The 25,425-nt window shown below is 75.4% G+C and carries 25 protein-coding genes; 12 read left to right on the top strand and 13 right to left on the bottom strand.

Translation table 11 applies throughout. The features are described from left to right. Positions 1-4 precede the first annotated feature (4 nt). Entirely contained in the window at positions 5-766 is a 762-nt protein-coding gene (locus tag KV205_RS12720; RefSeq protein ID WP_265864318.1) for a glycosyltransferase, read from the bottom strand. Between the two features lie 667 nt (positions 767-1,433). Beyond that, positions 1,434-2,177: a glycosyltransferase gene (locus KV205_RS12715; RefSeq protein ID WP_265864317.1), complete on the bottom strand. Its 744-nt coding sequence runs from the start codon at positions 2,175-2,177 to the stop codon at positions 1,434-1,436. Positions 2,178-2,421: 244 nt separating this feature from the next. Between KV205_RS12715 and KV205_RS12710 the strand changes: the two genes are divergently transcribed. The 5 genes from KV205_RS12710 to KV205_RS12690 all read left to right on the top strand — a co-directional run bounded on the left by KV205_RS12710 (position 2,422) and on the right by KV205_RS12690 (position 9,752). Then, entirely contained in the window at positions 2,422-4,284 is a 1,863-nt protein-coding gene (locus KV205_RS12710) for a glycoside hydrolase family 15 protein (RefSeq protein WP_265864316.1), read from the top strand. Positions 4,285-4,368: 84 nt separating this feature from the next. Next, a complete protein-coding gene (locus KV205_RS12705) occupies positions 4,369-5,406 on the top strand; it encodes a phosphoesterase (protein ID WP_265864315.1) in 1,038 nt (345 codons plus the stop codon). A 51-nt stretch (positions 5,407-5,457) separates the two neighbouring features. After that, entirely contained in the window at positions 5,458-7,683 is a 2,226-nt protein-coding gene (locus tag KV205_RS12700) for an NADP-dependent isocitrate dehydrogenase (RefSeq protein ID WP_265864314.1), read from the top strand. Positions 7,684-7,789: 106 nt separating this feature from the next. Further along, positions 7,790-8,080 carry a hypothetical protein gene (locus tag KV205_RS12695; RefSeq protein ID WP_265864313.1) on the top strand — a complete coding sequence of 97 codons (291 nt, stop codon included), beginning with the start codon at positions 7,790-7,792 and terminating at the stop codon, positions 8,078-8,080. 127 nt (positions 8,081-8,207) lie between these two features. Further along, the gene (locus tag KV205_RS12690; protein ID WP_265864312.1) at positions 8,208-9,752 is read left to right on the top strand and encodes a sigma-70 family RNA polymerase sigma factor; all 1,545 of its coding nucleotides are present in this window, start codon (positions 8,208-8,210) and stop codon (positions 9,750-9,752) included. 13 nt (positions 9,753-9,765) lie between these two features. Here KV205_RS12690 and KV205_RS12685 read toward each other — a convergent pair whose 3' ends face one another. The 4 genes from KV205_RS12685 to KV205_RS12670 all read right to left on the bottom strand — a co-directional run bounded on the left by KV205_RS12685 (position 9,766) and on the right by KV205_RS12670 (position 13,366). After that, on the bottom strand, positions 9,766-10,320 hold the full coding sequence (locus KV205_RS12685; protein WP_265864311.1) for a CAP domain-containing protein: 555 nt from the start codon (positions 10,318-10,320) through the stop codon (positions 9,766-9,768). 73 nt (positions 10,321-10,393) lie between these two features. After that, complete coding sequence (locus KV205_RS12680) at positions 10,394-11,281, bottom strand: universal stress protein (RefSeq protein ID WP_265864310.1); 888 nt, start codon at positions 11,279-11,281, stop codon at positions 10,394-10,396. Positions 11,282-11,459: 178 nt separating this feature from the next. After that, complete coding sequence (locus tag KV205_RS12675; RefSeq protein WP_265864309.1) at positions 11,460-12,719, bottom strand: acyl-CoA dehydrogenase; 1,260 nt, start codon at positions 12,717-12,719, stop codon at positions 11,460-11,462. Between the two features lie 188 nt (positions 12,720-12,907). Beyond that, positions 12,908-13,366: an Rrf2 family transcriptional regulator gene (locus KV205_RS12670; protein ID WP_265864308.1), complete on the bottom strand. Its 459-nt coding sequence runs from the start codon at positions 13,364-13,366 to the stop codon at positions 12,908-12,910. 384 nt (positions 13,367-13,750) lie between these two features. On the opposite strand from KV205_RS12670, the gene KV205_RS12665 reads away from it, so the two are divergent. Further along, positions 13,751-14,677 (top strand): glutathione S-transferase C-terminal domain-containing protein, encoded by a 927-nt coding sequence (locus KV205_RS12665; RefSeq protein ID WP_265864307.1) that lies wholly within the window; start codon positions 13,751-13,753, stop codon positions 14,675-14,677. 19 nt (positions 14,678-14,696) lie between these two features. Here the strand turns inward: KV205_RS12665 and KV205_RS12660 are convergent, their stop codons facing one another. After that, positions 14,697-15,734, bottom strand: a complete 1,038-nt coding sequence (locus tag KV205_RS12660) for an NAD-dependent epimerase/dehydratase family protein (RefSeq protein WP_265864306.1) — start codon at positions 15,732-15,734, stop codon at positions 14,697-14,699. A gap of 149 nt (positions 15,735-15,883) precedes the next feature. Between KV205_RS12660 and KV205_RS12655 the strand changes: the two genes are divergently transcribed. Together KV205_RS12655 and KV205_RS12650 are read left to right on the top strand one after the other, a co-directional pair. Further along, positions 15,884-16,135, top strand: coding sequence for a DUF5133 domain-containing protein (locus tag KV205_RS12655; RefSeq protein ID WP_265864305.1), 252 nt, complete (start codon positions 15,884-15,886; stop codon positions 16,133-16,135). A 46-nt stretch (positions 16,136-16,181) separates the two neighbouring features. Further along, the gene (locus KV205_RS12650; RefSeq protein ID WP_265864304.1) at positions 16,182-16,526 is read left to right on the top strand and encodes a DUF3040 domain-containing protein; all 345 of its coding nucleotides are present in this window, start codon (positions 16,182-16,184) and stop codon (positions 16,524-16,526) included. A 53-nt stretch (positions 16,527-16,579) separates the two neighbouring features. Here KV205_RS12650 and KV205_RS12645 read toward each other — a convergent pair whose 3' ends face one another. Together KV205_RS12645 and KV205_RS12640 are read right to left on the bottom strand one after the other, a co-directional pair. After that, a complete protein-coding gene (locus KV205_RS12645) occupies positions 16,580-17,185 on the bottom strand; it encodes a DUF6058 family natural product biosynthesis protein (protein ID WP_265864303.1) in 606 nt (201 codons plus the stop codon). 147 nt (positions 17,186-17,332) lie between these two features. Next, entirely contained in the window at positions 17,333-18,634 is a 1,302-nt protein-coding gene (locus KV205_RS12640) for a D-alanyl-D-alanine carboxypeptidase family protein (protein WP_265864302.1), read from the bottom strand. A gap of 272 nt (positions 18,635-18,906) precedes the next feature. Here KV205_RS12640 and KV205_RS12635 point away from each other — a divergent pair, with 272 nt between their 5' ends. Together KV205_RS12635 and KV205_RS12630 are read left to right on the top strand one after the other, a co-directional pair. Continuing rightward, positions 18,907-20,805, top strand: coding sequence for an NAD(P)-binding protein (locus KV205_RS12635; protein ID WP_265864454.1), 1,899 nt, complete (start codon positions 18,907-18,909; stop codon positions 20,803-20,805). Between the two features lie 208 nt (positions 20,806-21,013). Next, on the top strand, positions 21,014-22,261 hold the full coding sequence (locus tag KV205_RS12630; RefSeq protein ID WP_265864301.1) for a cytochrome P450: 1,248 nt from the start codon (positions 21,014-21,016) through the stop codon (positions 22,259-22,261). 14 nt (positions 22,262-22,275) lie between these two features. Here the strand turns inward: KV205_RS12630 and KV205_RS12625 are convergent, their stop codons facing one another. Then, positions 22,276-22,521 carry a hypothetical protein gene (locus KV205_RS12625; protein WP_265864300.1) on the bottom strand — a complete coding sequence of 82 codons (246 nt, stop codon included), beginning with the start codon at positions 22,519-22,521 and terminating at the stop codon, positions 22,276-22,278. Between the two features lie 94 nt (positions 22,522-22,615). Continuing rightward, the gene (locus KV205_RS12620; RefSeq protein ID WP_265864299.1) at positions 22,616-23,092 is read right to left on the bottom strand and encodes an NUDIX domain-containing protein; all 477 of its coding nucleotides are present in this window, start codon (positions 23,090-23,092) and stop codon (positions 22,616-22,618) included. Between the two features lie 104 nt (positions 23,093-23,196). Between KV205_RS12620 and KV205_RS12615 the strand changes: the two genes are divergently transcribed. Together KV205_RS12615 and KV205_RS12610 are read left to right on the top strand one after the other, a co-directional pair. Continuing rightward, positions 23,197-23,511, top strand: a complete 315-nt coding sequence (locus KV205_RS12615; protein WP_265864298.1) for a helix-turn-helix transcriptional regulator — start codon at positions 23,197-23,199, stop codon at positions 23,509-23,511. Beyond that, complete coding sequence (locus tag KV205_RS12610) at positions 23,508-23,927, top strand: SRPBCC domain-containing protein (RefSeq protein WP_265864296.1); 420 nt, start codon at positions 23,508-23,510, stop codon at positions 23,925-23,927. Before KV205_RS12615 ends, KV205_RS12610 begins: the two co-directional genes overlap by 4 nt. On the opposite strand, the gene KV205_RS12605 is transcribed toward KV205_RS12610, so the two are convergent. Both KV205_RS12605 and KV205_RS12600 read right to left on the bottom strand, forming a co-directional pair. After that, on the bottom strand, positions 23,928-24,746 hold the full coding sequence (locus tag KV205_RS12605) for an alpha/beta fold hydrolase (RefSeq protein ID WP_265864294.1): 819 nt from the start codon (positions 24,744-24,746) through the stop codon (positions 23,928-23,930). Between the two features lie 9 nt (positions 24,747-24,755). Then, positions 24,756-25,421 carry a class I SAM-dependent methyltransferase gene (locus KV205_RS12600; RefSeq protein WP_265864293.1) on the bottom strand — a complete coding sequence of 222 codons (666 nt, stop codon included), beginning with the start codon at positions 25,419-25,421 and terminating at the stop codon, positions 24,756-24,758. Positions 25,422-25,425: the final 4 nt, after the last annotated feature.

Raw genomic sequence — 25,425 nt, 5'->3', positions numbered from 1 at the left:
GTCCTCACCTGGCCAGCGAGATGCGCAGCAGATCGGCCATGGAGCGCAGCCCGTCACGGCGGGCCGAGAACGTGGATCCCGCCTGGTCGGTCCAGTCGACCGGCACCTCCACCACGTCCCGGCCGGCCTTGACGACATGCGCGAGGAGCTCCACGTCGAACGCGAAGCCGTCGATGTGGCAGTCGCGCACGATCTCCCGGGCCAGTGGTCCGGGGAAGAACTTGAACCCGCACTGGGTGTCCGCGATCTCCGGCAGCGTCAGATGCGCGAGGGTACGGAACACGGCGCCGCCGCCGCGCCGCAGGGCGCCCTGCTCGACGGCCAGATGGGCGCCGGGGGCGTGCCGCGAGGCGATCACGGCGCCGTGGCCCCGGCGCAGCAGCTCCATCACCCGGTCCAGGGTCTCGACGGGCGTGGCGTTGTCGGCGTCGGCGAAGCCGAGGTACGTGGCGGCGGAGGTCTCGATGCCGCGCCGCACGGCCGCGCCCTTGCCCCGGTCGCCGCAGCCGATGACGTGCAGGCCCACGGCCCGCCCCAGGGCCGAGGCGGCGAACCGGTCCAGGCAGTCCGGGGTGCCGTCCACGCTGTTGTTGTCGACCACGACCACGGCGGAGGACCACGGGCGGCGGGCGAGGAAGCGCAGCGCCGCGGCGACGGTGCCGGGCAGTCGCTCGCGCTCGTTGAAGGCCGGGATGATCAGCTCGAGTTCGACCGGCGGCCGGGTGAGCGAGCGGGGCAGCGGGGCATGGGCGGGGGCGGTCGTCATCGCACCTCGCCTCCTCGGGGCAAGGCGCGGCGAGCGGGTCGCGCGGGACTGCGGGGGAGCGGTGCCGGGGCCGTCACCGGCGCGGGCACCGGACGGGTGACCCGCACGGGCACCCGGGGTCGCCCGGACACACGGGTGCTACGGGTGTTGCGGGGCGGGGCGCCGTCGTGCGGGTCGGTACGGGTGCCGCCGTGGCCGGGCCGGTGGGCCGCTGGGCCAGCCGGGCTCGCCGACCGGCGGCCGCCCCCGGTGCGGGTGCGGACCGCGCGGGAGCGCCGGCGGCGGGGGGCTGTGCGGGGCCGGTGGAGCCCGGAACGGCGGCGGCAGGGCCGGGCCGCGTCCCGTACGCGGTCGGAGGCACGCCGGGCGGGGTGGGCCGGGTGCCCCGGACGCGCCGCGCCGGCCGTCGGGCCGTGCGGGGCGGTGCGCTCGCGGGGGGAGCGGCGGCAGGTCTCGGCGGGCCAGTCGGTCACCCGGCGCAACGGATGCGGGGCGGGTGCCACCGGCGCTCGGCTGATGGGGAGGGAGGTCATGATGCGCCTCTTCCGACAACCGACCCTGCCGAGGGTCTGCGGTGCGTTGCCGCGTGCAATGCACTGACTTCCCTGCTTAGCATCCGATATCGGGTACGTCAACCCACGTGCTGTGAAATGTCCGTTCGGTACGTTCAGCCGGCCCGGATGCGCAGGGCGGGCCGGAACCGCAGCAGCGCGTTGTGCGGGCGCTCGTCGAGCAGCGTGCCGAGGATGCGGCTGCCGTCACGGACCGTGCGGGGGTGCGACGGGCCGTGGTGGGAAGGGAGTTCGAGGCTCGGCACCTCGGCCACCCGCAGCCCGTAGTGCAGGGCGTGGGTGACGAGTTCGGCGCCGAGCTCCACCCGGTCCGCCCGCAGGTCGAGCAGGCCGAGGAACTCCCGCCGGAAGGCGCAGAATCCGAACCAGAGATCGGTGAGCCGCTGCCCGTACAACTGCCGGGCCAGCCGCAGCAGCGCGCGGTGGCCGCACCGGCGCAGCAGCGGATAGTCGGCGCTGTCGCCGCCCGCGATGAACCGCGAACCCTTCACGAAGTCGAAACCGCTGTCCAGATAGTGCAGGTAGTGCGGGATCTCCCGGGGCGACATGCTGCCGTCGGCGCCCATCAGGACCAGCCGGTCACCGGTGGCGGCCAGCAGACCGGAATGCGGGACGTCGCCCGCCGCACCGTCCCAGGGGCCGAGCCGGCGCACCGCCACCCCCGCCGGCGCCGCCCGTCCGGAGACCGCAGGACCCGCGCCGACCAGCACGACCTCCCGCACGGCGGCCGGGAGCCGGTCGAACATCCACTCCGGATCGCGGTCACCTGGCCGCACCGCGACCACCAGGCTCGCCGTGGCGTCCGGGCCTGCCGGGGCGCGGTCCGTGGCCCGGCGCATCGGATGCGGTTCCCCGCTCGTGGCACACATGGGTCGCCCTCCGGATCTCCGCGGACCCTCCCAGGATCGAGCGCGCCCGGCGCCCGGGTCAAGGAGGGCCGGAACCTCCCGGGCGACCGGCGGGCAGGCGGCCGGCAAGAGTATGCGGGCGGCGGCGAAACCATCTGCCCGGGCCGGACCGCGCCGATCTCCGCCGCCGGCCGCCGCCCCTGCGCCCCGCCCACGGCGGGAATACAATCCCGACATGGCAGGGCGAATAGAGGACTACGCCCTCATCGGCGATCTGGAGACCGCGGCCCTCGTCGGGCGGGACGGCTCGATCGACTGGTGGTGCGCCCCGCGCTTCGACTCGCCCGCCTGCCTCGCCGCCCTCCTCGGTGACCCCGGCCACGGCCGCTTCGCCCTCGCCCCGGCCGGCAACCGGGTCTGCAACCGCAGGAGTTACCGCGGCGACACCCTCGTCCTCGACTCCGTCTGGGAGTCCACCGGCGGCACCGTCCGCATCACCGACTTCATGCCGCCCCGTCAGCGGGGCCCGCGGATCGTCCGGATGGTCGAAGGGGTCGCCGGACGGGTCGACATCCGGGGCGAGTTGGCGGTCCGCTTCGACCACGGCAGCGTCCGTCCCTGGACGTACGCCCTCGACCGGCGCACCGTCGCCTGTGTCGCCGGACCCGACGCGACCCTGCTGACCTGCGGTCCCGGCGCCGGCGAACCGGTCGTCACCCCCGACCGTACGAGCTTCGCCTTCCCCGTCAGCTCAGGGCAGCGCGTCACCTTCGTGCTCGGGTGGCACCCCTCGCACGCCCCGGCGCCCCCCGCGCCCGACGTGCCCGCCGCCCTCGACGAGACCCTCGCCTTCTGGAACGACTGGGCCGCCGGGCTGCGTTACGAGGGCCCCGCCCGCGAGGCCGTCATCCGCTCCCTGGTCACCCTCAAGGCCCTCACCTACGAGCCCACTGGCGGCGTCATCGCCGCCGCCACCGCCTCCCTGCCCGAGTGCATCGGCGGACGCCGCAACTGGGACTACCGCTTCTGCTGGCTGCGCGACTCCACCTTCACCCTGTCCTGCCTGCTGCGCAGCGGCTACCGCCGCGAGGCGCTGGCCTGGACCGACTGGCTGGTGCGCGCCGCCGCCGGCGACCCCGCCGACCTCCAGCCGCTGTACGGCGTCGCCGGACAGCGCCGGCTGCCCGAGACCGACGCCGACTGGCTGCCCGGCTACGAGAACTCACGTCCCGTCAGATTCGGCAACGCGGCCGTCGACCAGTTCCAGCTCGACATCTACGGCGAGGTCCTCAACACCGTCTACTCGGCCGTCCGGGCCGGCGTGCCCTTCGACGCGCACCTGTGGAGCCTGCTGGCCGCGCTCCTCGAGTACGTCGCCAAACGCTGGCGCGAACCCGACGAGGGCATCTGGGAAGTCCGCGGCCCCCGCCGCCAGTTCGTCCACTCCAAGGTGATGGCCTGGGTCGCCGCCGACCGCGCGCTGCGGCTCGCCCGGGTCGCCGGACTGCGCGGCCAGCTCCGCCGCTGGCAGGCGCTGCGCGCCGAACTGCACGACGAGGTCTGCCGGTCGGGCTGGAGCGAGGAACGCGGCTCCTTCACCCAGTACTACGGCAGCCGCCGGGTCGACGCGACCGCCCTGCTCATCCCGCGCCTCGGCTTCCTGCCCGCCGACGACCCCCGGGTCCTCGGCACCGTCCGTGCCATGGCCGCGCTCGGCGACCGCGGCTTCCTGCGCCGCTACGACGAGGTGAGCAACGGCGAGGTGCACGAGGTCGACGGTGTCGACGGCGCCGAAGGGGCCTTCCTCGCCTGCACCTTCTGGTACGCCGACGCGCTCGCCCTCACCGGCCGCCCCGCCGAGGCCCGCACCACCTTCGAACGCGTCCTGGACGTGCGCAACGACGTCGGCCTGCTCGCCGAGGAATGGGACCCCGCCGCCGGCCGCCAGCTCGGCAACATGCCGCAGGCCCTCAGCCACGTCGCCCTCGTCAACACCGCCTTCACCCTCGACGGCACCCGCCGCCACGACCGGACCACCCCCAGGACCGCCGCACACGCCACGGCCCGCACCCCCGCACGCCGTGCCGCCACCGTGTGAGCCCCAAGACCCCCGGCGTGTCGTCGCGTGTCGTTCGGGTGAGTCCAGCGGGCGGACCCGGCGCCGCCGGGGTCGAATCGAGGCATGGCACCCTTCGACAGGCCCCGTACCGGCGGCTCCCCACCACGCATCGCCGCCGGCGACACCTGGTGGTACGCCGCCGTCGCCGGTGAGGCCGCCGGATCGTTCAGCGCCCGCATCCGCATACGCATGCGGCGCGCCTGCCTCGCCGCCGTCGTCCTGCTCACCGTCGCCTACGCCGGACTCGTGCTCACCACGACCGGCCGGCGCTGGGGCGACGCGGCCCTCGCCGGCCGGCTCACCGACCCGGCCGTCGCCCGCTTCCTGCGCGAGCACCCCTCGCTCCAGGGCATCGGCACCCTCTCGCTCGCCCTCGCCGTCCTGCTGATCGTCGCCTTCGGCGTCCTCCGCAAGCGGTACGCGTACCTCGGCGCCGCCCTCGGCACCGTCGCCGCCGCCCTGCTCGCCGCCGAGCTCCTCCAGCGCTACGCACCGGGCCCCCGCTACGTCGACGCCGCCGGCCTCACCGCCCCCGGCGGCTTCCCCAGCAGCCCCGCCGTCCTCGCCGCGGGCCTCGCCCTCGGCCTCGCGCTCGTCGTGCCGCACCGGCTGCGCGGCGCCGCCGTCGGACTCGGCACCCTGTGGGCGATCGCCCTCGGCGCGTACTCCATCGCCTCCGGACGCCACCGCCCCGGCGACGTGATCGCCGCCGACCTGCTCGTGCTCGCCGCCTTCGCCGCGCTCGTCGCCCTGCTCGCCCGCAAGGGCCGGGTCCGGCCCGCGCCCCGGCACGGCCTCCCGCCGCAGCGGCTCCTCGTCACCGTGCCCCTGGCGCTGCTCGCCCTCGGCGGGCTCGCCGCCGGCGCGTATCTGCTCGGCGACTGCCTGCCCGCCGCCACCGGCCCGCTCCCCGTCGACCTGCCCCGCACCGCCCACCGCTGCGGCCAGGCGCTCGCCGCCGGGACCGGCGCCGCCGTCGCCCTCGTCCTGCTCGGGCTGCTCCGCCACGTCGACCTGGACCCGGGCACCGCCCCGTACCGGATCACGCACCCCGTAGCCGAGGACCCCTTTCCCGAGGAGCACGATCACGAGATATCTTGATGTCGAGCAATCTTGCAGACGCAGACGCAGACGTGGAGCGGAGCACACCCGGTGACTGACTCGACCATCATCTACACGCACACTGACGAGGCGCCCGCCCTGGCGACTTACTCGTTCCTGCCCGTGATCCAGGCCTACGCCTCGACCGCCGGCGTGAACGTCGAGACGCGTGACATCTCCCTGGCCGGGCGCATCATCGCCTCCTTCCCGGAGCGTCTGGAGGAGGGCCAGCGCATCGCCGACGCCCTCGCCGAGCTCGGCCGGCTGGCCAAGACGCCCGAGGCCAACATCATCAAGCTGCCGAACGTCTCGGCCTCCATCCCGCAGCTCAAGGCCGCGATCGCCGAGCTCCAGGCCCAGGGCTACGCCCTCCCGGACTACCCGGACGACCCGCGCAGCGACGAGGACAAGGACGTCCGCGCCCGCTACGACAAGATCAAGGGCTCGGCCGTCAACCCGGTCCTGCGCGAGGGCAACTCCGACCGCCGCGCCCCCGGTGCCGTCAAGAACTACGCCAAGACCCACCCGCACCGCATGGGCGCCTGGACCCCCGAGTCCAAGACCAACGTCGCCACCATGGGCCACGACGACTTCGCCACCACCGAGAAGTCCGTCGTCATCGCCGAGGACACCACCCTCCGCTTCGAGCACGTCGCCACCGACGGCACCGTGACCGAGCTGCGCGAGCCGCTCAAGGTCATCGCCGGCGAGATCGTCGACGCCGCCGTGCTGCGCGCCGCCGCGCTCGACACCTTCCTCGCCGAGCAGGTCGCCCGCGCCAAGGCCGAGGGCGTGCTCTTCTCCGTGCACCTCAAGGCCACCATGATGAAGGTCTCCGACCCGATCATCTTCGGCCACGTCGTGCGCGCCTTCTTCCCGCAGACCTTCGCCAAGTACGGCGAGGTGCTCGCCGGCGCCGGCCTGTCCGCGAACGACGGCCTCGGCACCGTCTACAAGGGCCTGGAGTCCCTCCCGCACGGCCTCGGCGAGGAGATCAAGGCCTCCTTCGACGCCGAGATCGCCGCCGGCCCGGCGCTCGCCATGGTCGACTCCGACAAGGGCATCACCAACCTGCACGTGCCGTCCGACGTCATCGTCGACGCCTCGATGCCGGCCATGATCCGCACCTCCGGCCACATGTGGGGCCCGGACGGCCAGGAGGCCGACACCCTCGCCGTCCTCCCGGACAGCTCCTACTCCGGCGTCTACCAGGCCGTCATCGAGGACTGCCGCGCCCACGGCGCCTTCGACCCGGCCACCATGGGCTCCGTCCCGAACGTCGGCCTCATGGCGCAGAAGGCCGAGGAGTACGGCTCCCACGACAAGACCTTCGAGATCGCCGCGGCCGGCACCGTCCGCCTCGTCGACGCCGCCGGCACCACGGTCCTGGAGCAGGAGGTCGCCGAGGGCGACATCTTCCGCTCCTGCCAGGCCAAGGACCTGCCCATCCAGGACTGGGTCAAGCTCGCCGTCACCCGCGCCCGCGCCACCGGCGCCCCGGCCGTCTTCTGGCTGGACGAGAACCGCGGCCACGACGCCCAGATCATCGCCAAGGTCAAGCAGTACCTGCCGGAGCACGACACCGAGGGCCTGGACATCCAGATCCTCTCCCCGGTCGAGGCCACCAAGTTCTCCCTGGAGCGCATCCGCCGCGGCGAGGACACCATCTCGGTCACCGGCAACGTCCTGCGCGACTACCTGACCGACCTCTTCCCGATCCTGGAGCTGGGCACCAGCGCCAAGATGCTCTCCGTCGTCCCGCTGATGGCGGGCGGCGGCCTCTTCGAGACCGGCGCCGGCGGCTCCGCCCCGAAGCACGTCCAGCAGCTGGTCAAGGAGAACTACCTGCGCTGGGACTCGCTCGGCGAGTTCTTCGCCCTGGCCGCCTCCTTCGAGCACCTGTCCACCAGCACGGGCAACGCCCGCGCCCAGGTCCTCGCCGACACGCTGGACCGCGCCACCGGCACCTTCCTCAACGAGGACAAGTCGCCGACCCGCCGCCTCGGCGGCATCGACAACCGCGGCAGCCACTTCTACCTGGCCATGTACTGGGCCCAGGAGCTCGCGAAGCAGACCGACGACGCGGAGCTGGCCAAGGCCTTCGCCCCGGTCGCCGAGACGCTCACCGCGAACGAGCAGAAGATCGTCGACGAGCTGATCGCCGTCCAGGGCTCCCCGGCCGACCTCGGCGGCTACTACCAGCCCGACCCGGCCAAGGCCGCGGCCGTGATGCGCCCGTCCGCCACGTTCAACGAGGCCATCGCGTCCCTCGCCTGAACCCCGCGGTGACACCGCACTGACGGGTTCCGCCCCGGCCGGAAGCTTTCCGGCCGGGGCGGTCCTGTCGGTGGCGCATCCGCGGCCCCGGTGTGAGTCTGGACAGATGAGCTGGGCATCATGGACGACCGCCGGTGTCTACACCGGGCGTGGCGGGGTGCTGACCGACGAGGGCGGTGTCGTCACGGGCGATCTGACCGTGCACACCACCTATGCCGACGGCGAGGCACGTGTGGCCGTGCAGTACAGCGGCGCTTCCGACTGGTTCACCATGTCGGGCAGTCCGGTCCCCTGCGGAACGGAGGAGGAGAGCCGCGACCTGCACGACGCGGTCGTGGCAGCCGTACGGGAAGGGGGCGGGGCCACCGTGCCCTCCCTGCCGTACCTGTCGCCCTAGACCCGGGCGGCGCGGGCGCGCGAGAAAAGTGTTATCCGGACCGCTCCCGGCGGTCTCCTGACCGCGGACCGCATCCGGCGGCCGCCGCTGCGGGGGACGCAGCGGGCGACGAGGGAGCACAAGGACATTGCAGAGCGACGAGCACCGCACCGCCGCACTCGTCGAGGCGGCGCGGGCGGGTGACGCGCGCGCCGGCGACGAGCTCGTACGGACCTTCCTGCCGCTCGTCTACAACATCGTGGGCCGCGCCCTCGACGGGCACGCCGACGTCGACGACCTGGTCCAGGAGACCATGGTCCGCGCCCTCGACGGGCTGCCCGCGCTCCGCGACCCGGCCCGCTTCCGTTCCTGGCTGGTCGCCATCGCGATGAACCGGATACGGCACCGCTGGCGCGAACGTCAGCAGGCGCCGCTGCCCGGCCTGGACCGGGCCGCCGCCCTCGCCGACCCGGCCGGCGACTTCACCGAGCTCGCCATTCTGCGCCTCGGCCTCACCGGCCAGCGCCGCGAGGTCGCCCGGGCCACCCGCTGGCTCGACGAGGACGACCGCGAGGTGCTCTCCCTGTGGTGGCTGGAAGCCGCCGGCGAGCTGACCCGCGCCGAGCTCGCCGCCGCCCTCGGCACACCGCCCCGGCACGCCGCCGTCCGCGTCCAGCGGATGAAGGAGCGCCTGGAGAGCGGGCGCGCCATCGTCCGGGCGCTCGCCGCCGTGCCGCCCTGCCCCGGCCTCGCCGACACCACCGCCCGCTGGGACGGCGCGCCCTCTCCGCTGTGGCGCAAACGCCTGGCCCGGCACCTCGACGGCTGCCCGCACTGCGCCCCCACCCGCTCGGGCCTCGCCCCGGCCGAGGGCCTGCTGGTGGGCCTGGCCCTGGTGCCGCCGCTCCTGGTGTGGGCGGGACGGGGGAGCGCGGGGCCGGCCCTGGAGACGGTCGCGGCGCCGACGCCGGCGCCGGGGCCGGGGGCCGGGGCCGGGAGCGGGCCCGAGTCCGGAGCAGGGGCCGGACACGGTTCGGAGGCCGGAGGCGAGCCCACCTCCGGGGCCGGTTCTGCTGCCGGGGCCGGTGTCCGGCCCGGGCTGCTCGTCGGCGGTGGGGCGGTCGTCGCCCTCGGTGCCGCGCTGATCCTGCTGGTGCCGAGCGGACCCGCGGACCGGGCGGTCGCCCGCCCGCCGGCCCCGGCGCCTGCCGCGCCCGCCGCGACCCGCAGCGCCGCACCGGCGCCGGCCACCACCCCGCCCCCGACGCCGTCGCCCACGCCGACCCGCACCCGGGTACCGCGCCCGACCACGGAGGAGCAGGTCACCGCACTGGTCAACCGGCACCGGGCCGAGGCGGGCTGCGGGCCGCTCCGGATCGACCGCCGGCTCTCGGCCGTGGCCCGCACCTTCGGCGCGGACCTGGCCGAGCGCCGCTACCTCGCCCACACCGACCCCGAGGGCACCGACTCCGGCACCCGCCTCACCGGCGAGGGCTACGCCTGGAGCGCCTGGGCGGAGAACCTGGCCCGGGGCCAGAGGGGGCCGGCCGCCGTCGTCGCCGACTGGATGGCCGACCCGCCGCACCGGGCCAATCTCCTGGACTGCCGCTACCGGCACACCGGCGTCGCGGCCGTGCCCGGCCCGGACGGCACCGTCTGGGTGCAGGAGCTCGGCACCCCGCTGCGGTCCTGACCTGCCCGGCGCGTCAGCGGCCGGAGGCGAAGTCCTGCACCCACCAGGGCCCGTTGCCGGTGAGGTTGACCCCCACCCCGATGTCCTCGAAGGAGCAGTCGAGGATGTTCTCCCGGTGCGCCGCGCTGTTCATCCACTCGTCCACCGCCTGCGCGGCCGAGTGCGGCCCCCGGTGGATGTTCTCGCCCCAGGCCGACCAGGTGTAACCGGCCGCCTTGATCCGGTCGCCCGCGTTCCGGCCGTCCCGGCCCGCGTGCGCGTAGTAGTTGCGCGCGGCCATGTCGTCGGCGTGGCCCTGCGCCGCGGTCCGCAGCTTGGGATCGGACCGCAGCGGGGCACAACCGGCCTTTCTCCGCTCGGTGTTGACGAGTTGTACGACCTGCGCGACGTCCTGCGCGACCGTGGCCGCGGCCGCGGTCACCGGTGCGGCCCGGTCGGAGGCCGCCGGATAGGCCTGGCCCGCCGCGTACATCCCGGTGAGCACGGTGAGCGCGGCGGCCAGCGTGCCCGCCGCGATCACTGTCGTACGGAACGTGTGCCGGGACCTGTCGTACGTGTCGTGCTGCATGGAGCTCCGCTCTCTCGTGGCCGATGGTGCCGGCGGTCATACTGTCCGGCCGGGGAGAGCGCGACACCCCTCGTCAATCCTGCGCGTCAACCTCCTGCGGCACCACCGCGACGGGGCACGGCGCCAGGTGCAGCGCCGCGTGCGCCACGGAGCCGATCCGCGGGCCGATCGCGCCGCGCCGGGCCCGCCGGCCGACCACGAGCAGCTGGGCGGCCCCGGCCCCGGACAGCAGCACCTGACCGGCGCTGCCCAGCTCCACGTGCTCGGTCACCGGCACCTCGGGGAACCGCTCCCGCCACGGGGCGAGGGCCTCGCGCAGCGCCTTCCGCTCGTACGGTTCGAGCCCGCCGGCCTCGTCGGCGAGCGCCAGCGAACCCGGGCTGAACGCGAACAGCGGCGGCAGGCTCCAGGCCCGCACCGCCCGCACCGAGGCACCGCGCGCGGCCGCCGCCGCGAAGGCGAAGCCCAGCGCCGCCGCGCTGTCCTCCGGCGTGCCGTGCTGGCCCACCAGGACCTCCCCGGCCGGCGGCTCGACCGGTTCGCCGTCCCGGCTGCGGACCGCGACCACCGGGACGGTGGCGGAGGCGATGACCTGCTGGCCGTACGAGCCGAGCAGGAAGCCCGCGAGGGCGCCCTGGCCGCGCGAGCCGAGGGCGAGGAGTTCGGCCTGCCCGAGGGTGCCGAGCAGCGCGGCGACCGGGGTGTCGCCGATGAGCTCGGTGGCCAGCGCGACGTCCGGGAAGCGCTCCGTGACCCGCGCGCCCGCCGTGCTCAGCACCTCCCGCGCGGCCTTCAGCTGATCGGTCGGATCCTGCACCAGCGGGAGGTCGAGCGGCTCCCAGCGCCAGGCGTGCACGAGCCGCAGGGGCAGCTCCCGGTGCAGGGCCTCCCGCGCGGCCCAGTCCGCCGCGGCCAGGCTCTCCGGGGAACCGTCCACTCCCGCGACGATCTCACGACTCATCAGGCTGCCTCCGTCATCGGTTCGGCGTGCGGCCCGCCGCCGGTCGGCGACCCGCTGAGTCCAGCTTGGGCCCATCGTCCGCCCTCCGACAGGGCCGGACGGCCCGACCCGCCGTGCCATCGGTCCCGACGCGGCCCGGTGCGGTCCGCCCGATCCGGCCGGATCCGGCGGACCCGGCCTACGCCAGAAGGGTGAGCCTGGCGTGCGTGCCGTTCAGGTAGTGGTCGCCGATGTCGCGCAGGCGGTGGTCGGGTGGGACCGGGGCGGTGAGGGCGCGGGCGTTGCGCCAGAAGCGGTCGAAGCCGGGGGGCGGGCCGGCCGGGGCGACGAGCTGGAGTATCCGGGTGGTGATGTCGAGGGCCGCGGGGTGTGCGACGGTCTCGGCCGCGGCAACGAGGACGGCGATGTCGGAGCGCTCCTCGACGTCGAGGAGGCGTTCGGCGAGCAGCCCGCGCGCCAGGGCGTCGGTCGCGCGCTCGACCACCGCGGCCGCGGTGTGCGCGGAGGTGGCCAACTCCCCGTAGGCGCGCAGCAGATAGGGGTCGTCGCCGGCCGCCGGATCGGCCGCGTGCGGCGCGGCCGCCAGGCCGGCCCGGCTCACGTCGCGAGCTTCGGCGAGCGCGCCCTCGGCGATGCCGAGCGCCACATGGACCAGGAGGAGCCGCAGGGCGAGCGGGGCGAGGGTCGCGTAGGGGGCGACGGTGTGCTCGTCGCGGGGGAGGGTGCCGAGGACGTTCCCGGGGCCGACCGGCAGCCGCTCGAAGGCGACGGTGCCGGCGCCGGCGAGGCGCTGGCCCACGCGTTCGGCGCACGGCTCGGCGGTCACGGCGGGGTGGGCCGGGTCGGCCAGGACCAGGAGCAGGTCACCCGTCTCCGTACAGCGGGCCCCGACGACGAGCCGGTCGGCCACCGTGACGGCGGAGGCGAAGGCGCCCCGTCCGTCGAGCAGATACCCGCCGCCGCCCGCCGGGGTGAGGGCGAGTCCGGGCCGGCCGGGCTCCGGGCGCGGCGGCTCGACGGCGCCCGCGAGCAGCCAACGCTCCTTGGCGGTACGGGAGTCGAGCGAGCGCGGTCCGGCCGGGGCGCCGAGGAAACGGGAGGTCCAGGACAACACGCAGTGGTGGGCCAGGAGTTCGCCCACCGAGCCGTCGGCGGCGGAGATCTCCCGGACCACCGCGCAGGCGGTGCGCCAGTCGGCGCCGCGGCCGAGCGGCCCGGGCGCGGTGAGCAGCGCGGGCAGTCCGGCCTCCTGGAGCCGGGCGACCTCGTCGTACGGGGCGAGGCCGGCCCGGTCCCGGGACACGGCGTCCACGGCCAGGTCGTCGGCGACCTCGTGGGTGACGCGGGGCCAGATCGCGTCGTCGGCGCGGCGGTCGGCGGGCAGGCCCCCGGCCGGCGCGGAGGCGGTGCGCAGTGCGGACTTCTTCGGCGTTCTCACGTCACCTCACATGATCCCTAGTATCCCCACTGGATTAGTAGGGATAGTGGCAGAGGGTCCGCCCGGGCCCCAACAGGCGTCCGCATCGCGGACGCCGGAATCTCGGAGACCGGGACCGGGACCGGGACCGGGATCGAGATCGGGATCGGGATCGCGGAGAGTGGACGAGCGGTACCGAAGGTCCCTCGTCAGGGGTTGGTCCAGGCCTCCGGGTCCTCCGCGAGCGCCACCACCTCGGGCGGCAGCTGCGCGGAGGCGAGCTCGGCCAGCGAGACGCCGTCAAGCACCTGGCGCACGTTGGCCCGCAGCGCGACCCACAGGGTGAGCAGGGACTCCGCGGGTCCGGTGTACGACAGCTCCGGCGGCCGGACCCCGCGCACCGACACCAGCGGCCCCTCGACGCAGCGGATCACGTCCGCCACGGAGATGTCCTCGGCCGGCTTCGCCAGCCAGTAGCCGCCCTTGCCGCCGCGCTGGCTCTGCACCAGACCGCCCTTGCGCATGTCGCCGAGGATGCCCTCCAGGAACTTGTGGGAGATCCCCTGGACCTCGGCGATCGCCTCGGCCTTCACCGGCCCGGAGTCCCGGGCCGCGGCGAGCTGGAGGGCGGCCCGCACCGCGTAGTCGGCCCTGGCTGAAATGCGCATACGCGCATTATGCATAGGCGCGCCCCCTCGCCCTCGCCGTGCTCCGAGCGCCGCCTTCCCACCCCTTGACGCGCGGGTGCCGCCGCTCCCAGACTCGGGAGCGGGAAACCCGAGTGAACAGGTAGGGAACCATGGGAGCCGCGACCGCGCAGGACCGGACGCACACCGTCCGCCCGCCCCGCCCCCTGGACCTGACCTCGCGCCGCCACATCGACCTGCTGCGGGTCTGCAGCGCCGCGTAGCGGCCCGCCGCCCCCGCCCCGGTCCCGCACTCCTTCCCGTATCTCTGCTGCCTCCGCGCGCCCCGAACCGGCGTGGCCGTCCACCGTGCCGCCCCGCGGGTCCGCCGCGCCGTGACCCAGCACCGAGCACCCAGGGAGAACCATGTCCGCCGTAGTCCCGCCCTCTGCCGTCCCCTCTGCCGTCCCCTCCGCCATCTCCTCCGCCATCTCCTCCGCCGTGCCGTCGATCGTCCCCGCCACCGCCGACCGGGACTTCCGCGGCCGGATCGGCCGCGACGTACGCAGCGGCCACTACCCCGTCCCGCACCGCTACCGGCTGCACCTCGCACCGGCCGACCCCGACTGTCTGGGCGTCGCCGTCACCCACGCCCTCCTCGGCCTCGACGCCACCCTCCCGCTGCGGCTGCTGCCCGCCCTCCCCGACACCCCCGACGGCGGCTACACCGCGCTCCGCCCGCTCTACGAGGCCAGCGCCCACCTCTACCGCGGACCCGCCGCCGCGCCCGTGCTCAGCGACGGCTGGACCGGACGGATCGTGTCCACCCACACCCCCGACATCCGGCGCGACCTCGCCCTGCGGTTCCGCGGCGACGGCCCCGAACTCCTTCCCGAGGACCGGGCGGACGAGCTCCGCGCCGTCACCGACCTGTGCGCCCGCGGCGTCGGCGCCGCCGCCCAGCGCGCCGGCGAACTCGGCCTCGACTACACCGCCGCCCACCACGACCCGCTCACCGTGCTCTTCGCCGCCCTCGGCGCCCTGGAACGCCGCCTCGCCCGGCGCCCGTACGTCCTCGGCGACACGCTCACCGCCGCCGACATCACCGTCTGGGTCACCCTCGTCCAGCTCGACACCGTCCACCGCTGGCACCTCGACGCCGCCGCCACCGAGCGGATCGCCGGCCATCCCACCCTCTGGGCCTACGCCACCCGGCTCGCCGGACACCCCGCCTTCGGCCGGCACCTCGACATCGACGCCCTGCTCGCCCGGCACCACGCCCACTGCCAGGGCCGGGAGGCCGCCGGCGCCGCCATGCGGATCGTCGACTGGGCGGCCGCCCGCGCCGCCTGAACGGACGCCGCGGGCGAGCTCAGCCGAAGCGGCGGCCGGCCAGCGGCTCGGTCGCGTCGCCGCCCCCGGCCCGTACCCCGCGCAGGAACGCCTCCAGGGCCTCCACCGAGGTCCTGGCCGCCACCCAGCCCAGCTCCCGGCGGGCCCGGTCGGTCGCCATCAGCGGCAGCCGGAGCACCGCGTCGAGCAGCCCCGGATCGGCCGGCGCCACCCGCAGCCGCCAGGCCGCCGAGAGCGCCCCGCGCACCGCGGGGACCGGCACCCGCACCCGCCGCGCCCCGAACAGGGCGCCGAGCAGCTTCCCGTCCACCACCGGCTCGGCGGCCAGGTTGAACGCGCCCCGCACATCGCGCAGCAGCGCCCGTACGTACGCGTCCGCCGCGTCCTCCGTGTGCAGCGTCTGGAAGCGCAGCCCCGGCACCTCGGGGAGCAGCGGCAGCAGCTCCGGCCGGAACAGCTGACCCGGCACCCAGCGGCCCGCGAAGATCCGCCGCTGCTCGCTCGCCGCCTCCTCCTTGAAGAGGAAGGCCGGCCGCATCCGCACCACCCGGGTCTGCGGATGGTCCCGCTCGAAGGTGTCCAGGAGGCGTTCCACGTACGCCTTCTCGCGGGTGTACGCGGCGCCCGGCCAGCCGTGCGTCGGCCACGACTCCGACACCGGCGCCCCGTCGCCCGGCCCGGGGGAGTAGGCGCCCACCGACGAGGCGCACACCAGGACCGGCACCCGGGCCGCCGCCACCGCGTCGAGCACCCGCACCGTGCCGAGCACATTGGTGCGCCAGGTCGTCACCGGATCGTGCGTCGGCCCGAACCGCCAGGCCAGGTGCACCACCGCGTCGGCGTCCGCCACGTACTGCGCGAGCCGCGGCTCGTCACCCTCCAGGGAGAGGTCGGCCTCCGCCCACTCGGCGCGCTCCAGGTCGAGCCCGGGCCGGCGCCGGGACAGACCGAGCACCGAACCGACCCGGGACTGGCGCACCAGGGCGCGCACCACACTGGTCCCCACGTTCCCGGTGGCGCCGGTGACCACCACGCGCAACCGCTCGCTCGGGTTCATGTCTCGACCTTCCGCCAATCCCGGGGCCCGCGCACCCGGGCGAACCACCGCCCGTGACGGACGGTGACGACTTCGCTCGCGCGGGTGACCGAGTGACCCCACCATGGGGGAATCACGGGGGGGGGCCAGGCACGCACCAGGAGGACCGGATGCTGCTCCCCGACCGCAACACGATCGCCCGTCTGCTGCGCAGCTACCGCACGCAGGAACGGCTGGTCCTGGCCCGGCCGCACGACCTCGCGGCGCGCCGGCGGTTCGAGGACACCGCGTACACGCTGTGTGTCCTCATGGGGGAGCGCAACGCCGGCGCCGCCGTCCGCGCCGCCGAGCGGTACACGGCGCCGCCGGCGCCTCCCGTGCCGCTGATGAAGGCGGCGGTTCGGCGCGGAGCCGTGGGGTAGCCGCCGAGTAGCGTCATGCGCGGCTACCCTGCGGGAGGTGTCGAGGATGGGCGGCGCACAACTCTCGCCCCGCGAGCGGCGGATCCTCGCGGAGATCGAGGAGGACCTCGCCGCGGACTCCGGGTTCGCCCGGGCCCTCGGGGCCGGCCGCACCCGGCTGCGGGCCCGGCTCGGATCGGGGCGGTTCGCCGGGCCCGCGGTGGCCCTGCTCGGGCCCATGGCGATGGTGCTCCTCGTGGTCGCGGTCGCCAACGGTGCCACGGCCCTCGTCTGGGCCTTCGCCGCCGTATGGGTCCTCACCCTGCTCTGTCTGCTCCGGCTCCTCGTGCGCTGGTCGCGCCGTCATCTGCGGGGCGACGAACGGCCGCGCCCGGACGAGCGGGACGTCTGAGCAGGACGTCTGAGCAGGACCTCTGAGGGGGACGTCCGAGGGGAGCGCTCCGGTCACCTCGCGACGCGCGGGAACCGGGCGCGTACGGCGTCCACCCAGGTGTCGCGCGAGGTCGGGCCACCGAAGCGGAGCCGGTCGTAGGGCGCGAAGTCCGGTTCGAGCGCGTCCAGCTCGTCCACCAGCGCGTGCAGCGCCGCCGCCCACAGCGGCACGTCCGGCCGCGGCGCCGCGACGGCCGAGGCGATCGCCGCCGTCAGCTCGCCCTTGCGGCGGATCGTGTCCGGCGCGACCCGGTGCAGACACACGTACTGACCACTCAGATACGCCGCCCACTCGTCCTCGCCCTCGGCCGGGTCCGCCCAGTGCTCCGTGAACCAGTCCCGCAGCCGCTCCGGCCCGCCCGCCTCCGCCGCGAGCGCGAACAGATCGCGCGGCACCATCTGCGTACCGTCCGAGCGCAGATAGCCGGGCAGCGGCAGCAGCCCGTCCAGCATCAGCCGCCGTGCCTCGTTAGCCTCCCGGCCGAGCGCGGCGCACAGCCGATCGAGCGGCACGAACTGCCGGTCCACATAGGCGTCGTCCTCGGCCGTCATCGGATGGACCCCGTTCACCGCCCGGAACCGGTCCGCCACCTCCGCAGCGTACCTGCCCGTCCGCATTCCCGTCCCCGTTCCCACTCCCATGCCCGCTCCCCGCTCCGTCCGGGGGCCGCGCGGGTTCGTCCCGGCGGCCTTCGGACATGCTGGGGCCCGGACCGTACGGCGCCCGCCGAACCGTGCCGGACGGGGGCGGGCGCGGTGGGCGGGTCAGTTGCCGCGGGCCCCGAAGCGGCGCCACAGCCAGAGCGAGAGCGCACCGCCGAGCGCCGCCCCGACCAGGGCGAGCGGCAGGCCGGCCGCGGTGCCGGACGGCGCCGCGTCCTTGGCGGCAGTACGGGCGGCGGCCGCGCCGTGCACCCCGCCGCTCGCGGCGAGCGTGCGCAGCGGGTCCTTCGCCTGCGGACCGGCCTGCGCGCGCAGGACCGGCCGCTCCCCGGCCTTCGCCGGCCGGGCTGACTCACGGGCCGCGGGCTGCAGCGAGCCGACCGGCTCCACCTTCCCGGCCGCCGCGAAGCCCCAGTCGAGCAGCTCCCTGGCCTCCTCGTACACCGCGAGCCCGCCGCCGCCCTGCGGGTTCATCACCGACACCACCAGGGTCCGCGAGCCGCGCTTGGCCGCCGCGATCAGGGTGTTGCCCGCATTGCTCGTGTAGCCGTTCTTCACGCCGATGAGACCCGGATAGCGGTCCACCCCGCTCTCGCCGGTCAGCAGCCGGTTGGTGTTGGCGATGCCGTACGACCACGAGCCGGCCGGGAAGTCGGCGTACCGGGTCGAGCAGTAGCGGGTGAACTGCGGATCCTGCAGCCCGGCCCGGCCGAAGAGCGCCAGGTCGTACGCGGACGAGACCTGGCCCGGCGCGTCGTAGCCGTCGGGGGAGACCACGTGGGTGTCGCGGGCGCCCAGGGCGCGGGCCTTCGCCTGCATCTTCTTGGACATCGCCGACCAGCCGCCGTTCATGGCGGCGAGGACGTGCACCGCGTCGTTCCCGGAGCTGAGGAACACCCCGTTCCACAGGTCCGACACCTTGTAGGTGTAGCCCTCCTTCAGCCCCACCAGGCTGCTGCCCTCGCCGATGCCGGTCAGCTCGGCGTCGCTGACCAGATGCCGCTCGTCGGGGTCGTGACCGGGCAGCGCCGTGAGCGCGAACAGAGTCTTCAGGGTGCTGGCCGGCGGCAGCGGCTTGTGCGCGTTGCGGGCCGCCAGGACATCACCCGTTGAGGCGTCCGCCACCACCCAGGAGAGCGCGCTCAGGGACGGCACCGCCGGCGCGCCCCGCAGCGTCTGCACCTGGGTGCCGGGGCGCCCGAGCCGCGCCGGATCGACGAAGTGCCGGGCCGGCGGGGTGGGCTCGGCGACCCGGCCGGAGGCGTCGAGCGGCGCGGTGGCCGGTGCGGTGACCGGCGTATGGACCGGCGCGGCGAGGGCCGCCGGGGCGTACGGGACCGGCAGGGCGAGCAGCAGCGCCGCGGCACCGGCGGCGGTATGACGGACAGCTGGCGTGACGATCATTCAGCCACCGTAGGAACACCGCCCCGTGCGCGCAGGACGGAGTGCGCCGACCGGCGTAGCGCGGCGTGTCGGACGGCGGTGTGTCGGGCGACGGCGTGTCGGACGGCGGCGCCGGATCGGGGCGGTCCGGTAAGGGGGTGGTGCGCCCGGTGCGCCCGGTGCGCCCGCCCGGCCGGCTTGTCGGTGCGGCAGGGCATCCTGGTGACGTGTCCTCACTCCCGTACCAGAGCAGGCCCGTTGCCCCCGGCGGTGCCCCGGCGCCCGCCGAGCACATGATCGTCTGCGGCGACGACGTCCTCGCCCACCGGCTGTCGGCCGAACTCCACGAGATGTACGACGCGCGGGTCACCCTGCTCGTGCCCGGGCCCGGCGACGCGCCCGACCGGCCCGTCGGGCGCACCGGACGGGCGATGGCCCTGTTCGGGCGGGTCACCGCGGCCGTCACCCGCACCGCGGTCCCGCCGGCGGCGAGCGCGGCCGGTGGACCGCCGGACGTTCCGCCGATCCGGGTCGTGGAGACCGCCGAGACCGACGACACGGCCCTGCTCGACGCGGGCGTCGAGCGGGCCGCGGCGCTCGCCCTGGTCTTCGAGGACGACGAGCGCAACATCCGCGCCGCGCTCACCGCCCGCCGGCTCAACCCGCGCCTGCGCCTGGTCATCCGGCTCTACAACCGGCGCCTCGGCCAGCACCTGGCCACCCTGCTCGACCAGGCGGCGGCCGTGGCCGAGCCCGGCCTCGACCCCGAGAAGCCGGACGCCACCACCACGGTGCTCTCCGACGCGGATACCGCCGCGCCCGCGCTCGCGGCGACCGCCGTGGCCGGCAGCAAGAAGATCATCCAGGCGGGCGGGCTCCTGCTGCACGCCGTCGACCGCACCCCGTCCGCGCCCGGCGAGGTCGCCGACCCCGGCCTGTGCACCCTCGCGCTGCTCTCCTCGACGGCCAGCGACCCGGCCGGCTGCGAGGGCTCCGAGCGCAGCGGGCCGCAGGGCCCGCGGCTGCTGCCCGGGGACGCCGAGGTCGCCGCCGCCACCGGGCGCGGCATCGTCGCGCTCGAAACGGTGCGTTACGAGGGGCCCGCGCAGGCCACCGGCTGGCTCGGCGGGTCCGGGCTTCCGGTCGGCTCGCTGTTCTCGCGGCGGCTGCGCTGGTCGCTCGCCGGGGTCGTCGCCGCGGTTCTCGCCCTGACCGTGGCCTCCACCTTCACCACCGGCGACCACCCGCTGCACGCGGCCTATCTGATCCTCCTCGACGTCTTCGCCATCGGCGACCCGGCCGTCGACGAGCCCACCAGCCGCCAACTCCTCCAGATCCTCGCCGGATTCGTCGGACTGCTCCTGCTGCCCGTGGTGATCGCCGCGCTCCTGGAGGCCTTCGGCACGCTGCGCAGCGCCACCACCCTGCGCCGCCCGCCCCGCGGCCTCTCCGGACACGTGGTGCTGCTCGGCCTGGGCAAGGTCGGCACCCGGGTGCTCGCCCGGCTGCGCCGCATGAACATCCCGGTGGTCTGCGTCGAGGCCGACCCCGAGGCCCGCGGCCTCGCGCTCGCCCGCCGGCTGCGGGTGCCGATCGTGCTCGGCGACGTCACCGAGGAAGGCGTCCTGGAGGCCGCCCGGATCCATCGCGCCCGCGCCCTGCTCGCCCTCACCAGCGTCGACATCACCAATCTGGAGGCCGCGCTGCACGCCCGCTCCGTCAGCCCCGGGCTGCGGGTGGCGCTGCGCCTCTACGACGACGACTTCGCCACCGCCGTCTACCGCACCCTGCGCACCGTCCACCCCGGCGCCCTCACCCGCAGCCGCAGCGTCTCCCACCTCTCCGCGCCCGCGTTCGCCGGGGCGATGATGGGCCGCCAGGTGCTCGGCGCCATCCCCGTCGAGCGGCGGGTGCTGCTGTTCGCCGCGCTCGACGTCGCCGACCACCCGCTGCTCCAGGGCCGCACCCCGGCCGAGGCGTTCGAGCCGGGCGCCTGGCGGGTCATCGCGCGCGGCGACGCGGGTGTGCCACTGGACCGCTCGCGCTACGCCGCACTCCCGGAGCTCCCCGGCGACCGGGCCCTCGGCCCGGGCGACCGGGTCGTGGTGGCCGCCACCCGCCGCGGCCTCGCCGCCCTCCACGGCCGCCGCGCCCGGCCGCGCGGCGGCCCGGTGGAGGAGCCGGTGCCCTGACGGGCGGGCACCGCGGGCAGGGGTGGGCGCAGTGCGGCGCTGCGGGCGCGGTGCGGTCGCGGGGCCGACGCCGGGCGACGACCGGGTCGGTGCAGCTCCGTACAACTCCGTACGGAAGCGGTCGGGTTGAGCCTAGGATCTGACCGTTCGTGACCGGACCGGGCCACCACCGTCCGGTCCCGCTTCCGCAGTCAGGAGTGCCCCGCCCGTGAACACCCCGCACGCCGCCCCCGACGGCAGACCGCCGCACCGCCTGGACCCGGCCGGCGGCTGCCCGCACGCGGACAACGCCCGGCTGCTCGCCCAGGGCGCGGTGACCCCCGTGCTGCTCCCCGGCGACATCGAGGGCATGGCGGTGCTCGGCCACGACGCCCTGCGCGACTTCGTCTCCCACCCCGACGTCGCCAAGGGCGCCCGGCACTTCACCGCGCTCGCCGAGGGCCGCATACCCGAGGGGTGGCCGCTGCGCACCTTCGCCACCGTGCAGGGCATGACCACCGCCGACGACGCCGACCACCGGCGGCTGCGCTCCCTGGTCAGCAAGGCCTTCACCCCGCGCCGGATCGAGGAACTGCGCCCGCGCGTCGAGGCCGTGACCGCCACCCTGCTCGACGGACTCGACGCGGCGGCCCGCGCCGGCGACGGCGTCGCCGACCTGCGCCGCCACTACGCCCTGCCGCTGCCGCTCGGCGTCATCTGCGAACTCCTCGGCGTGGCCGAGGAGCACCAGGACCGGCTGCACCACCTCTCCAGCCAGGTGGTCGCCACCGACATCGGCCCCGAGCAGGCCGTCGCCGCCAACCGCGAACTGGTCGGACTGCTCGCCGCCCTCGCCGCCGACAAGGCCGCCGCCCCTGGCGACGACCTCATCAGCGGTCTGATCGCGGCCCGCGACGAGGGCGGCGACCGGCTCGACCAGGCCGAGCTGATCGGCACCCTGGTGCTGCTGATCATCGCGGGCCACGAGACCACCCTGAACCTCGTCACCAACGCCGTACGCGCCCTGTGCGGGCACCCCGAGCAGCTCGCGCACGTCCGGGAGGGCCGCGCGGACTGGGCCGACGTGGTCGAGGAGACCCTGCGCTGGGACAGCCCGGTGAGCTACTTCCCGTTCCGCTATCCCGTCCGCGACCTCGTCGTCGAGGGCACCCTGATCCCCCGCGGCACCCCGGTGCTCGCCGGTTATTCGGCGGCGGGCCGCGACCCCCAGGCGTACGGCCCCGACGCCGACCGCTTCGACGTCACCCGCGGCCAGGCCGTCAAGCACCTCTCGCTCGGGCACGGGCCGCACTACTGCCTGGGCGCGCCGCTCGCCCGTATGGAGGCCACCCTCGCCCTGGAGGCGCTCTTCACTCGCTTCCCGGACCTCGCCCTCGCGGTCCCCGAGGCCGAACTGACCCGGCACGCGAGCTTCGTCGGCAACAGCGTGCGCGCCCTGCCCGTCCGGCTCGGCTGACCGGCCCGGCCCCCTTACGCGCTCCTTCCCCGCTCCGCGGCGGGGGAGGCCCGCAAGGCCGCGACCAGGCGCAGCAGATGTGCCTCGTTCCCCGCGAGGCCCGCGTCCCGCAGCGCCGCGTCGGCCTCCGCCATCGGGTGCGTCAGCATCGCCGCCGCGTACGGCTCCAGCCGCGGGTCGGAGAGCACGGCCTGGGTGGACTCGAGCAGCCGGAGATAGGCCTGCGCTGCCGCGCGCTCGCGGCCGGTGACGGGCGTCATGTCGGGCTCCCTCTCGACGGTCTGAGGCTGTCTCATCCCACCCTCTCGCACGGGTCTGACAATCGAGGTGAAGCGGCCCGCGGCGCCCGCCCGATCAGGCCCCGGCGAGGTGTGCGGCGAGCCGTTCGAGGAACACGCGTTGCCCGGCCACCAGGAGCGGTTCCGCCTCGGCGAGGCCGAACCAGCCGACCCGGTCGATCTCCGGGAACTCCGTCAGCACGCCCGAACCGCGCGGCCACTCCATGGTGAAGGTGCCCGGCACCACCCGCTCCGGATCGAGATCCGCCTCCACCGCCCAGACGGTGACGAGCTTTCCGTTGCGCTGCCGGTTCTCGCCGAGCGCGAGCCACGCGCCGTCCGGCGCGGGCAGCCCCAGCTCCTCGGCGAACTCCCGGCGCGCCGCGTCCTCGGGTGCCTCGTCGGGCTCGTACTCGCCCTTGGGGATCGACCAGGCGGCCTCGGAACGCGCGGCCCAGAAGGGACCGCCCATGTGGCCGATGAGCACCTGCGGGGCGCCGCCGTCCGGGGTGCGGCGGAAGAGCAGGAGTCCGGCACTGCGCTTGTCGGGCATACCGCCCAGTGTGGCGGAGTGGGCCCGCCCGCACACCCCCGCCTCGGCGTCCGACGTGTCGGAAATCTTTGACGCGTCGGAGAATCCCGACGTATCGTGGCGGCATGCCCACCGACGTGTTCGGCGTGCTGGCCAGTCCGGTGCGCCGCAGACTGCTGGAAGCCCTCCGCGCGGGGCCCCGCTCCACCGGCGAGCTCGCCGGGCTCTTCGAGCTCGGCCGCCCCGCCGTCTCCGAACACCTGGCGGTCCTCAAGGTCGCCGGCCTGGTCCGCGAGGAGCCGCGCGGCCGGCACCGCTACTACCACCTGAGGGCGGCGGGCCTCGAAGAGGTCAGCGACTGGCTGCACCCCTTCGAGCACTACTGGAAACAGCGTCTGGACGCCCTGGCCGACCTGCTGGACGAGGAGAACCACCCATGACCGACAAGCCCGCCACCGACACCATCGAGCTCGCGCGCTTCCTGCCGCACCCGCCCGCCGCGGTCTGGGCCGCCCTCACCGACCCGGCGCTGCACGCCCGCTGGTGGGCGGCCGGCGACATCAAGCCGGTCGTCGGCCACCGCTTCACCCTCGACATGGGCAACTGGGGCCTCCAGCCCTGCGAGGTCACCGACGTCGACCCCGAACGCCTCCTCGCCTACCGCTTCGCCGAGGGCACCCTCGACACCACCATCACCTGGCGCCTCACCCCCGAGGGCCGCGGCACCCGCCTCTTCCTCACCCATGCCGGCTTCGACCTCGACTCCCCCATGGGGCGCAAGGCGATCGAGGGCATGGGCGAAGGCTGGCCGCACCTCCTGGACGGCCTGGCCGCTCTCCTGGACGAGACCGCCTAATCAGCCGGCCGTCCCGGACGGTGCCCCGCCCGGGACGTGCGCGCGGCAGAAGGCCCGCACCGCCGCCGTGAAGGCCTCCGGCGCCTCCAGATTGCTCATGTGGCCCACCTCCGGGATCACCACGAGCTCGGCGTGCGGGATCGCGTCCTGGAAGGCCTGGGCCACCTCCAGTGGGGAGCGGGCGTCCAGCTCGCCCCACAGCAGCAGGGTCGGCACCGTGATCCGGGGCAGCAGGTCGGTCTCGTCGGCCTCGGCCATCAGGGAGAGCTGCGCGCTCATGGTCTCCGGCCGCACGTCGCGGTTCATGGCGTCGAGCAGTGCCGCGAACCGCTCCGGCGGGCCCTCCGCGTAGAGGCCCGGCAGCGTCGGGTCGAACTCCTCGCGGGGCGCCGCGAGCATCCGCCGCGCCCCCTCGACCCGCGCCGCCACCTCCTCCGGCGGCAGCGAGCCCTTCCATCCGGCGTACGTGTCCACCATCAGCAGCGAGCGCACCAGGTCCGGCCGCAGCCGGTACAGCTCCAGGACCACCGTGCCGCCCCAGGACAGACCCGCGACCTGCGCGGGTCCGAGCCCGACGTCCTCGATCACGGCGGCGAGGGCGTGCGCGAAGTCCGCGAGGCCGAAACCGGGCGGCAGGTCGCCGGACCGGCCGGACCCGGGTTCGTCCCAGGCCACCACCGTGAACTCGTCCGCCAGCGCCTCGACTTGCGGCTGCCACATCCGCCCGTCGAGCCCGGCGCCGTGCACCAGCACCAGCAGCGGCCCGCGTCCCGCCCGCGCGTAGACGACGTCGACGCCGCCCGTCCGTACGACAGCCATGCCCTCAGGCTAGGCCGCGGCCCGCCGGGCGACCACCAGGGCGCCGAGTGCGCTCTCCGCCGACGTCAGCGTCATCCGCGCCTCCACCGCGAAACCGGCCGCGGCGAGCCGCCCGGCCAGCTGCTCCGGCTCGCGCAGATGGACGTGCAGGCGCAGGGGGTGGCCGCCGTAGCCCTCCGTCTTCAGCCGGGTCTCGTCGCCCGCGTGGAAGGCGAGGAGCAGCGGGCCGCCGGGGCGCAGGGCGCGGTGGAAGTGGGCGAGGGTGCGGTCGAGCTCGGCGTCCGGGACGTGGATGAGGGAGTACCAGGCGACCAGGCCGCCCATCGAGCCGTCGGGCAGGTCGAGCTCGGTCATCGAGCCCACCCGGAAGTCGGTGCCGGGGTGCTCGCGGCGGGCCACGTCGATCATCGCGGGGGACAGGTCGATGCCCAGGACGTCCAGACCGAGCCCGCCCAGATGCGCGGTGATCCGCCCGGGCCCGCACCCCAGGTCCGCGACCGGCCCGCCCCCGGAGGCCCGTACCGCGTCGGCGAAGAGCGCGAGCATCGCCCGCTCGTAGGGGGTCCGGTCGAGCAGGCCGCGCACGAGGTCGGCGTAGTCGGCGGCCACGGTGTCGTACGAGGTGCGGGTGTCGGCGAGCCAGTTCTGCTCGGCGTCCAGAGTGTTGTCGTCCACCCCG

Source organism: Streptomyces sp. SKN60 (assembly GCF_026236535.1).
GTDB lineage: Bacteria > Actinomycetota > Actinomycetes > Streptomycetales > Streptomycetaceae > Streptomyces.
Note: the sequence above shows the minus strand (reverse complement) of the source record. Positions and strands in the feature narration are given on the sequence as shown.

Bases quoted from the DNA above. Each gene is read 5' to 3' on its own strand.
- KV205_RS12720 (WP_265864318.1), bottom strand. From the start codon at position 766: ATGACGACCGCCCCCGCCCATGCCCCGCTGCCCCGCTCGCTCACCCGG.
- KV205_RS12715 (WP_265864317.1), bottom strand. From the start codon at position 2,177: ATGCGCCGGGCCACGGACCGCGCCCCGGCAGGCCCGGACGCCACGGCG.
- KV205_RS12710 (WP_265864316.1), top strand. From the start codon at position 2,422: ATGGCAGGGCGAATAGAGGACTACGCCCTCATCGGCGATCTGGAGACC.
- KV205_RS12705 (WP_265864315.1), top strand. From the start codon at position 4,369: ATGGCACCCTTCGACAGGCCCCGTACCGGCGGCTCCCCACCACGCATC.
- KV205_RS12695 (WP_265864313.1), top strand. From the start codon at position 7,790: ATGAGCTGGGCATCATGGACGACCGCCGGTGTCTACACCGGGCGTGGC.
- KV205_RS12685 (WP_265864311.1), bottom strand. From the start codon at position 10,320: ATGCAGCACGACACGTACGACAGGTCCCGGCACACGTTCCGTACGACA.
- KV205_RS12680 (WP_265864310.1), bottom strand. From the start codon at position 11,281: ATGAGTCGTGAGATCGTCGCGGGAGTGGACGGTTCCCCGGAGAGCCTG.
- KV205_RS12670 (WP_265864308.1), bottom strand. From the start codon at position 13,366: ATGCGCATTTCAGCCAGGGCCGACTACGCGGTGCGGGCCGCCCTCCAG.
- KV205_RS12665 (WP_265864307.1), top strand. From the start codon at position 13,751: ATGTCCGCCGTAGTCCCGCCCTCTGCCGTCCCCTCTGCCGTCCCCTCC.
- KV205_RS12660 (WP_265864306.1), bottom strand. From the start codon at position 15,734: ATGAACCCGAGCGAGCGGTTGCGCGTGGTGGTCACCGGCGCCACCGGG.
- KV205_RS12655 (WP_265864305.1), top strand. From the start codon at position 15,884: ATGCTGCTCCCCGACCGCAACACGATCGCCCGTCTGCTGCGCAGCTAC.
- KV205_RS12650 (WP_265864304.1), top strand. From the start codon at position 16,182: ATGGGCGGCGCACAACTCTCGCCCCGCGAGCGGCGGATCCTCGCGGAG.
- KV205_RS12645 (WP_265864303.1), bottom strand. From the start codon at position 17,185: ATGCGGACGGGCAGGTACGCTGCGGAGGTGGCGGACCGGTTCCGGGCG.
- KV205_RS12640 (WP_265864302.1), bottom strand. From the start codon at position 18,634: ATGATCGTCACGCCAGCTGTCCGTCATACCGCCGCCGGTGCCGCGGCG.
- KV205_RS12635 (WP_265864454.1), top strand. From the start codon at position 18,907: ATGATCGTCTGCGGCGACGACGTCCTCGCCCACCGGCTGTCGGCCGAA.
- KV205_RS12625 (WP_265864300.1), bottom strand. From the start codon at position 22,521: ATGACGCCCGTCACCGGCCGCGAGCGCGCGGCAGCGCAGGCCTATCTC.
- KV205_RS12620 (WP_265864299.1), bottom strand. From the start codon at position 23,092: ATGCCCGACAAGCGCAGTGCCGGACTCCTGCTCTTCCGCCGCACCCCG.
- KV205_RS12615 (WP_265864298.1), top strand. From the start codon at position 23,197: ATGCCCACCGACGTGTTCGGCGTGCTGGCCAGTCCGGTGCGCCGCAGA.
- KV205_RS12610 (WP_265864296.1), top strand. From the start codon at position 23,508: ATGACCGACAAGCCCGCCACCGACACCATCGAGCTCGCGCGCTTCCTG.
- KV205_RS12605 (WP_265864294.1), bottom strand. From the start codon at position 24,746: ATGGCTGTCGTACGGACGGGCGGCGTCGACGTCGTCTACGCGCGGGCG.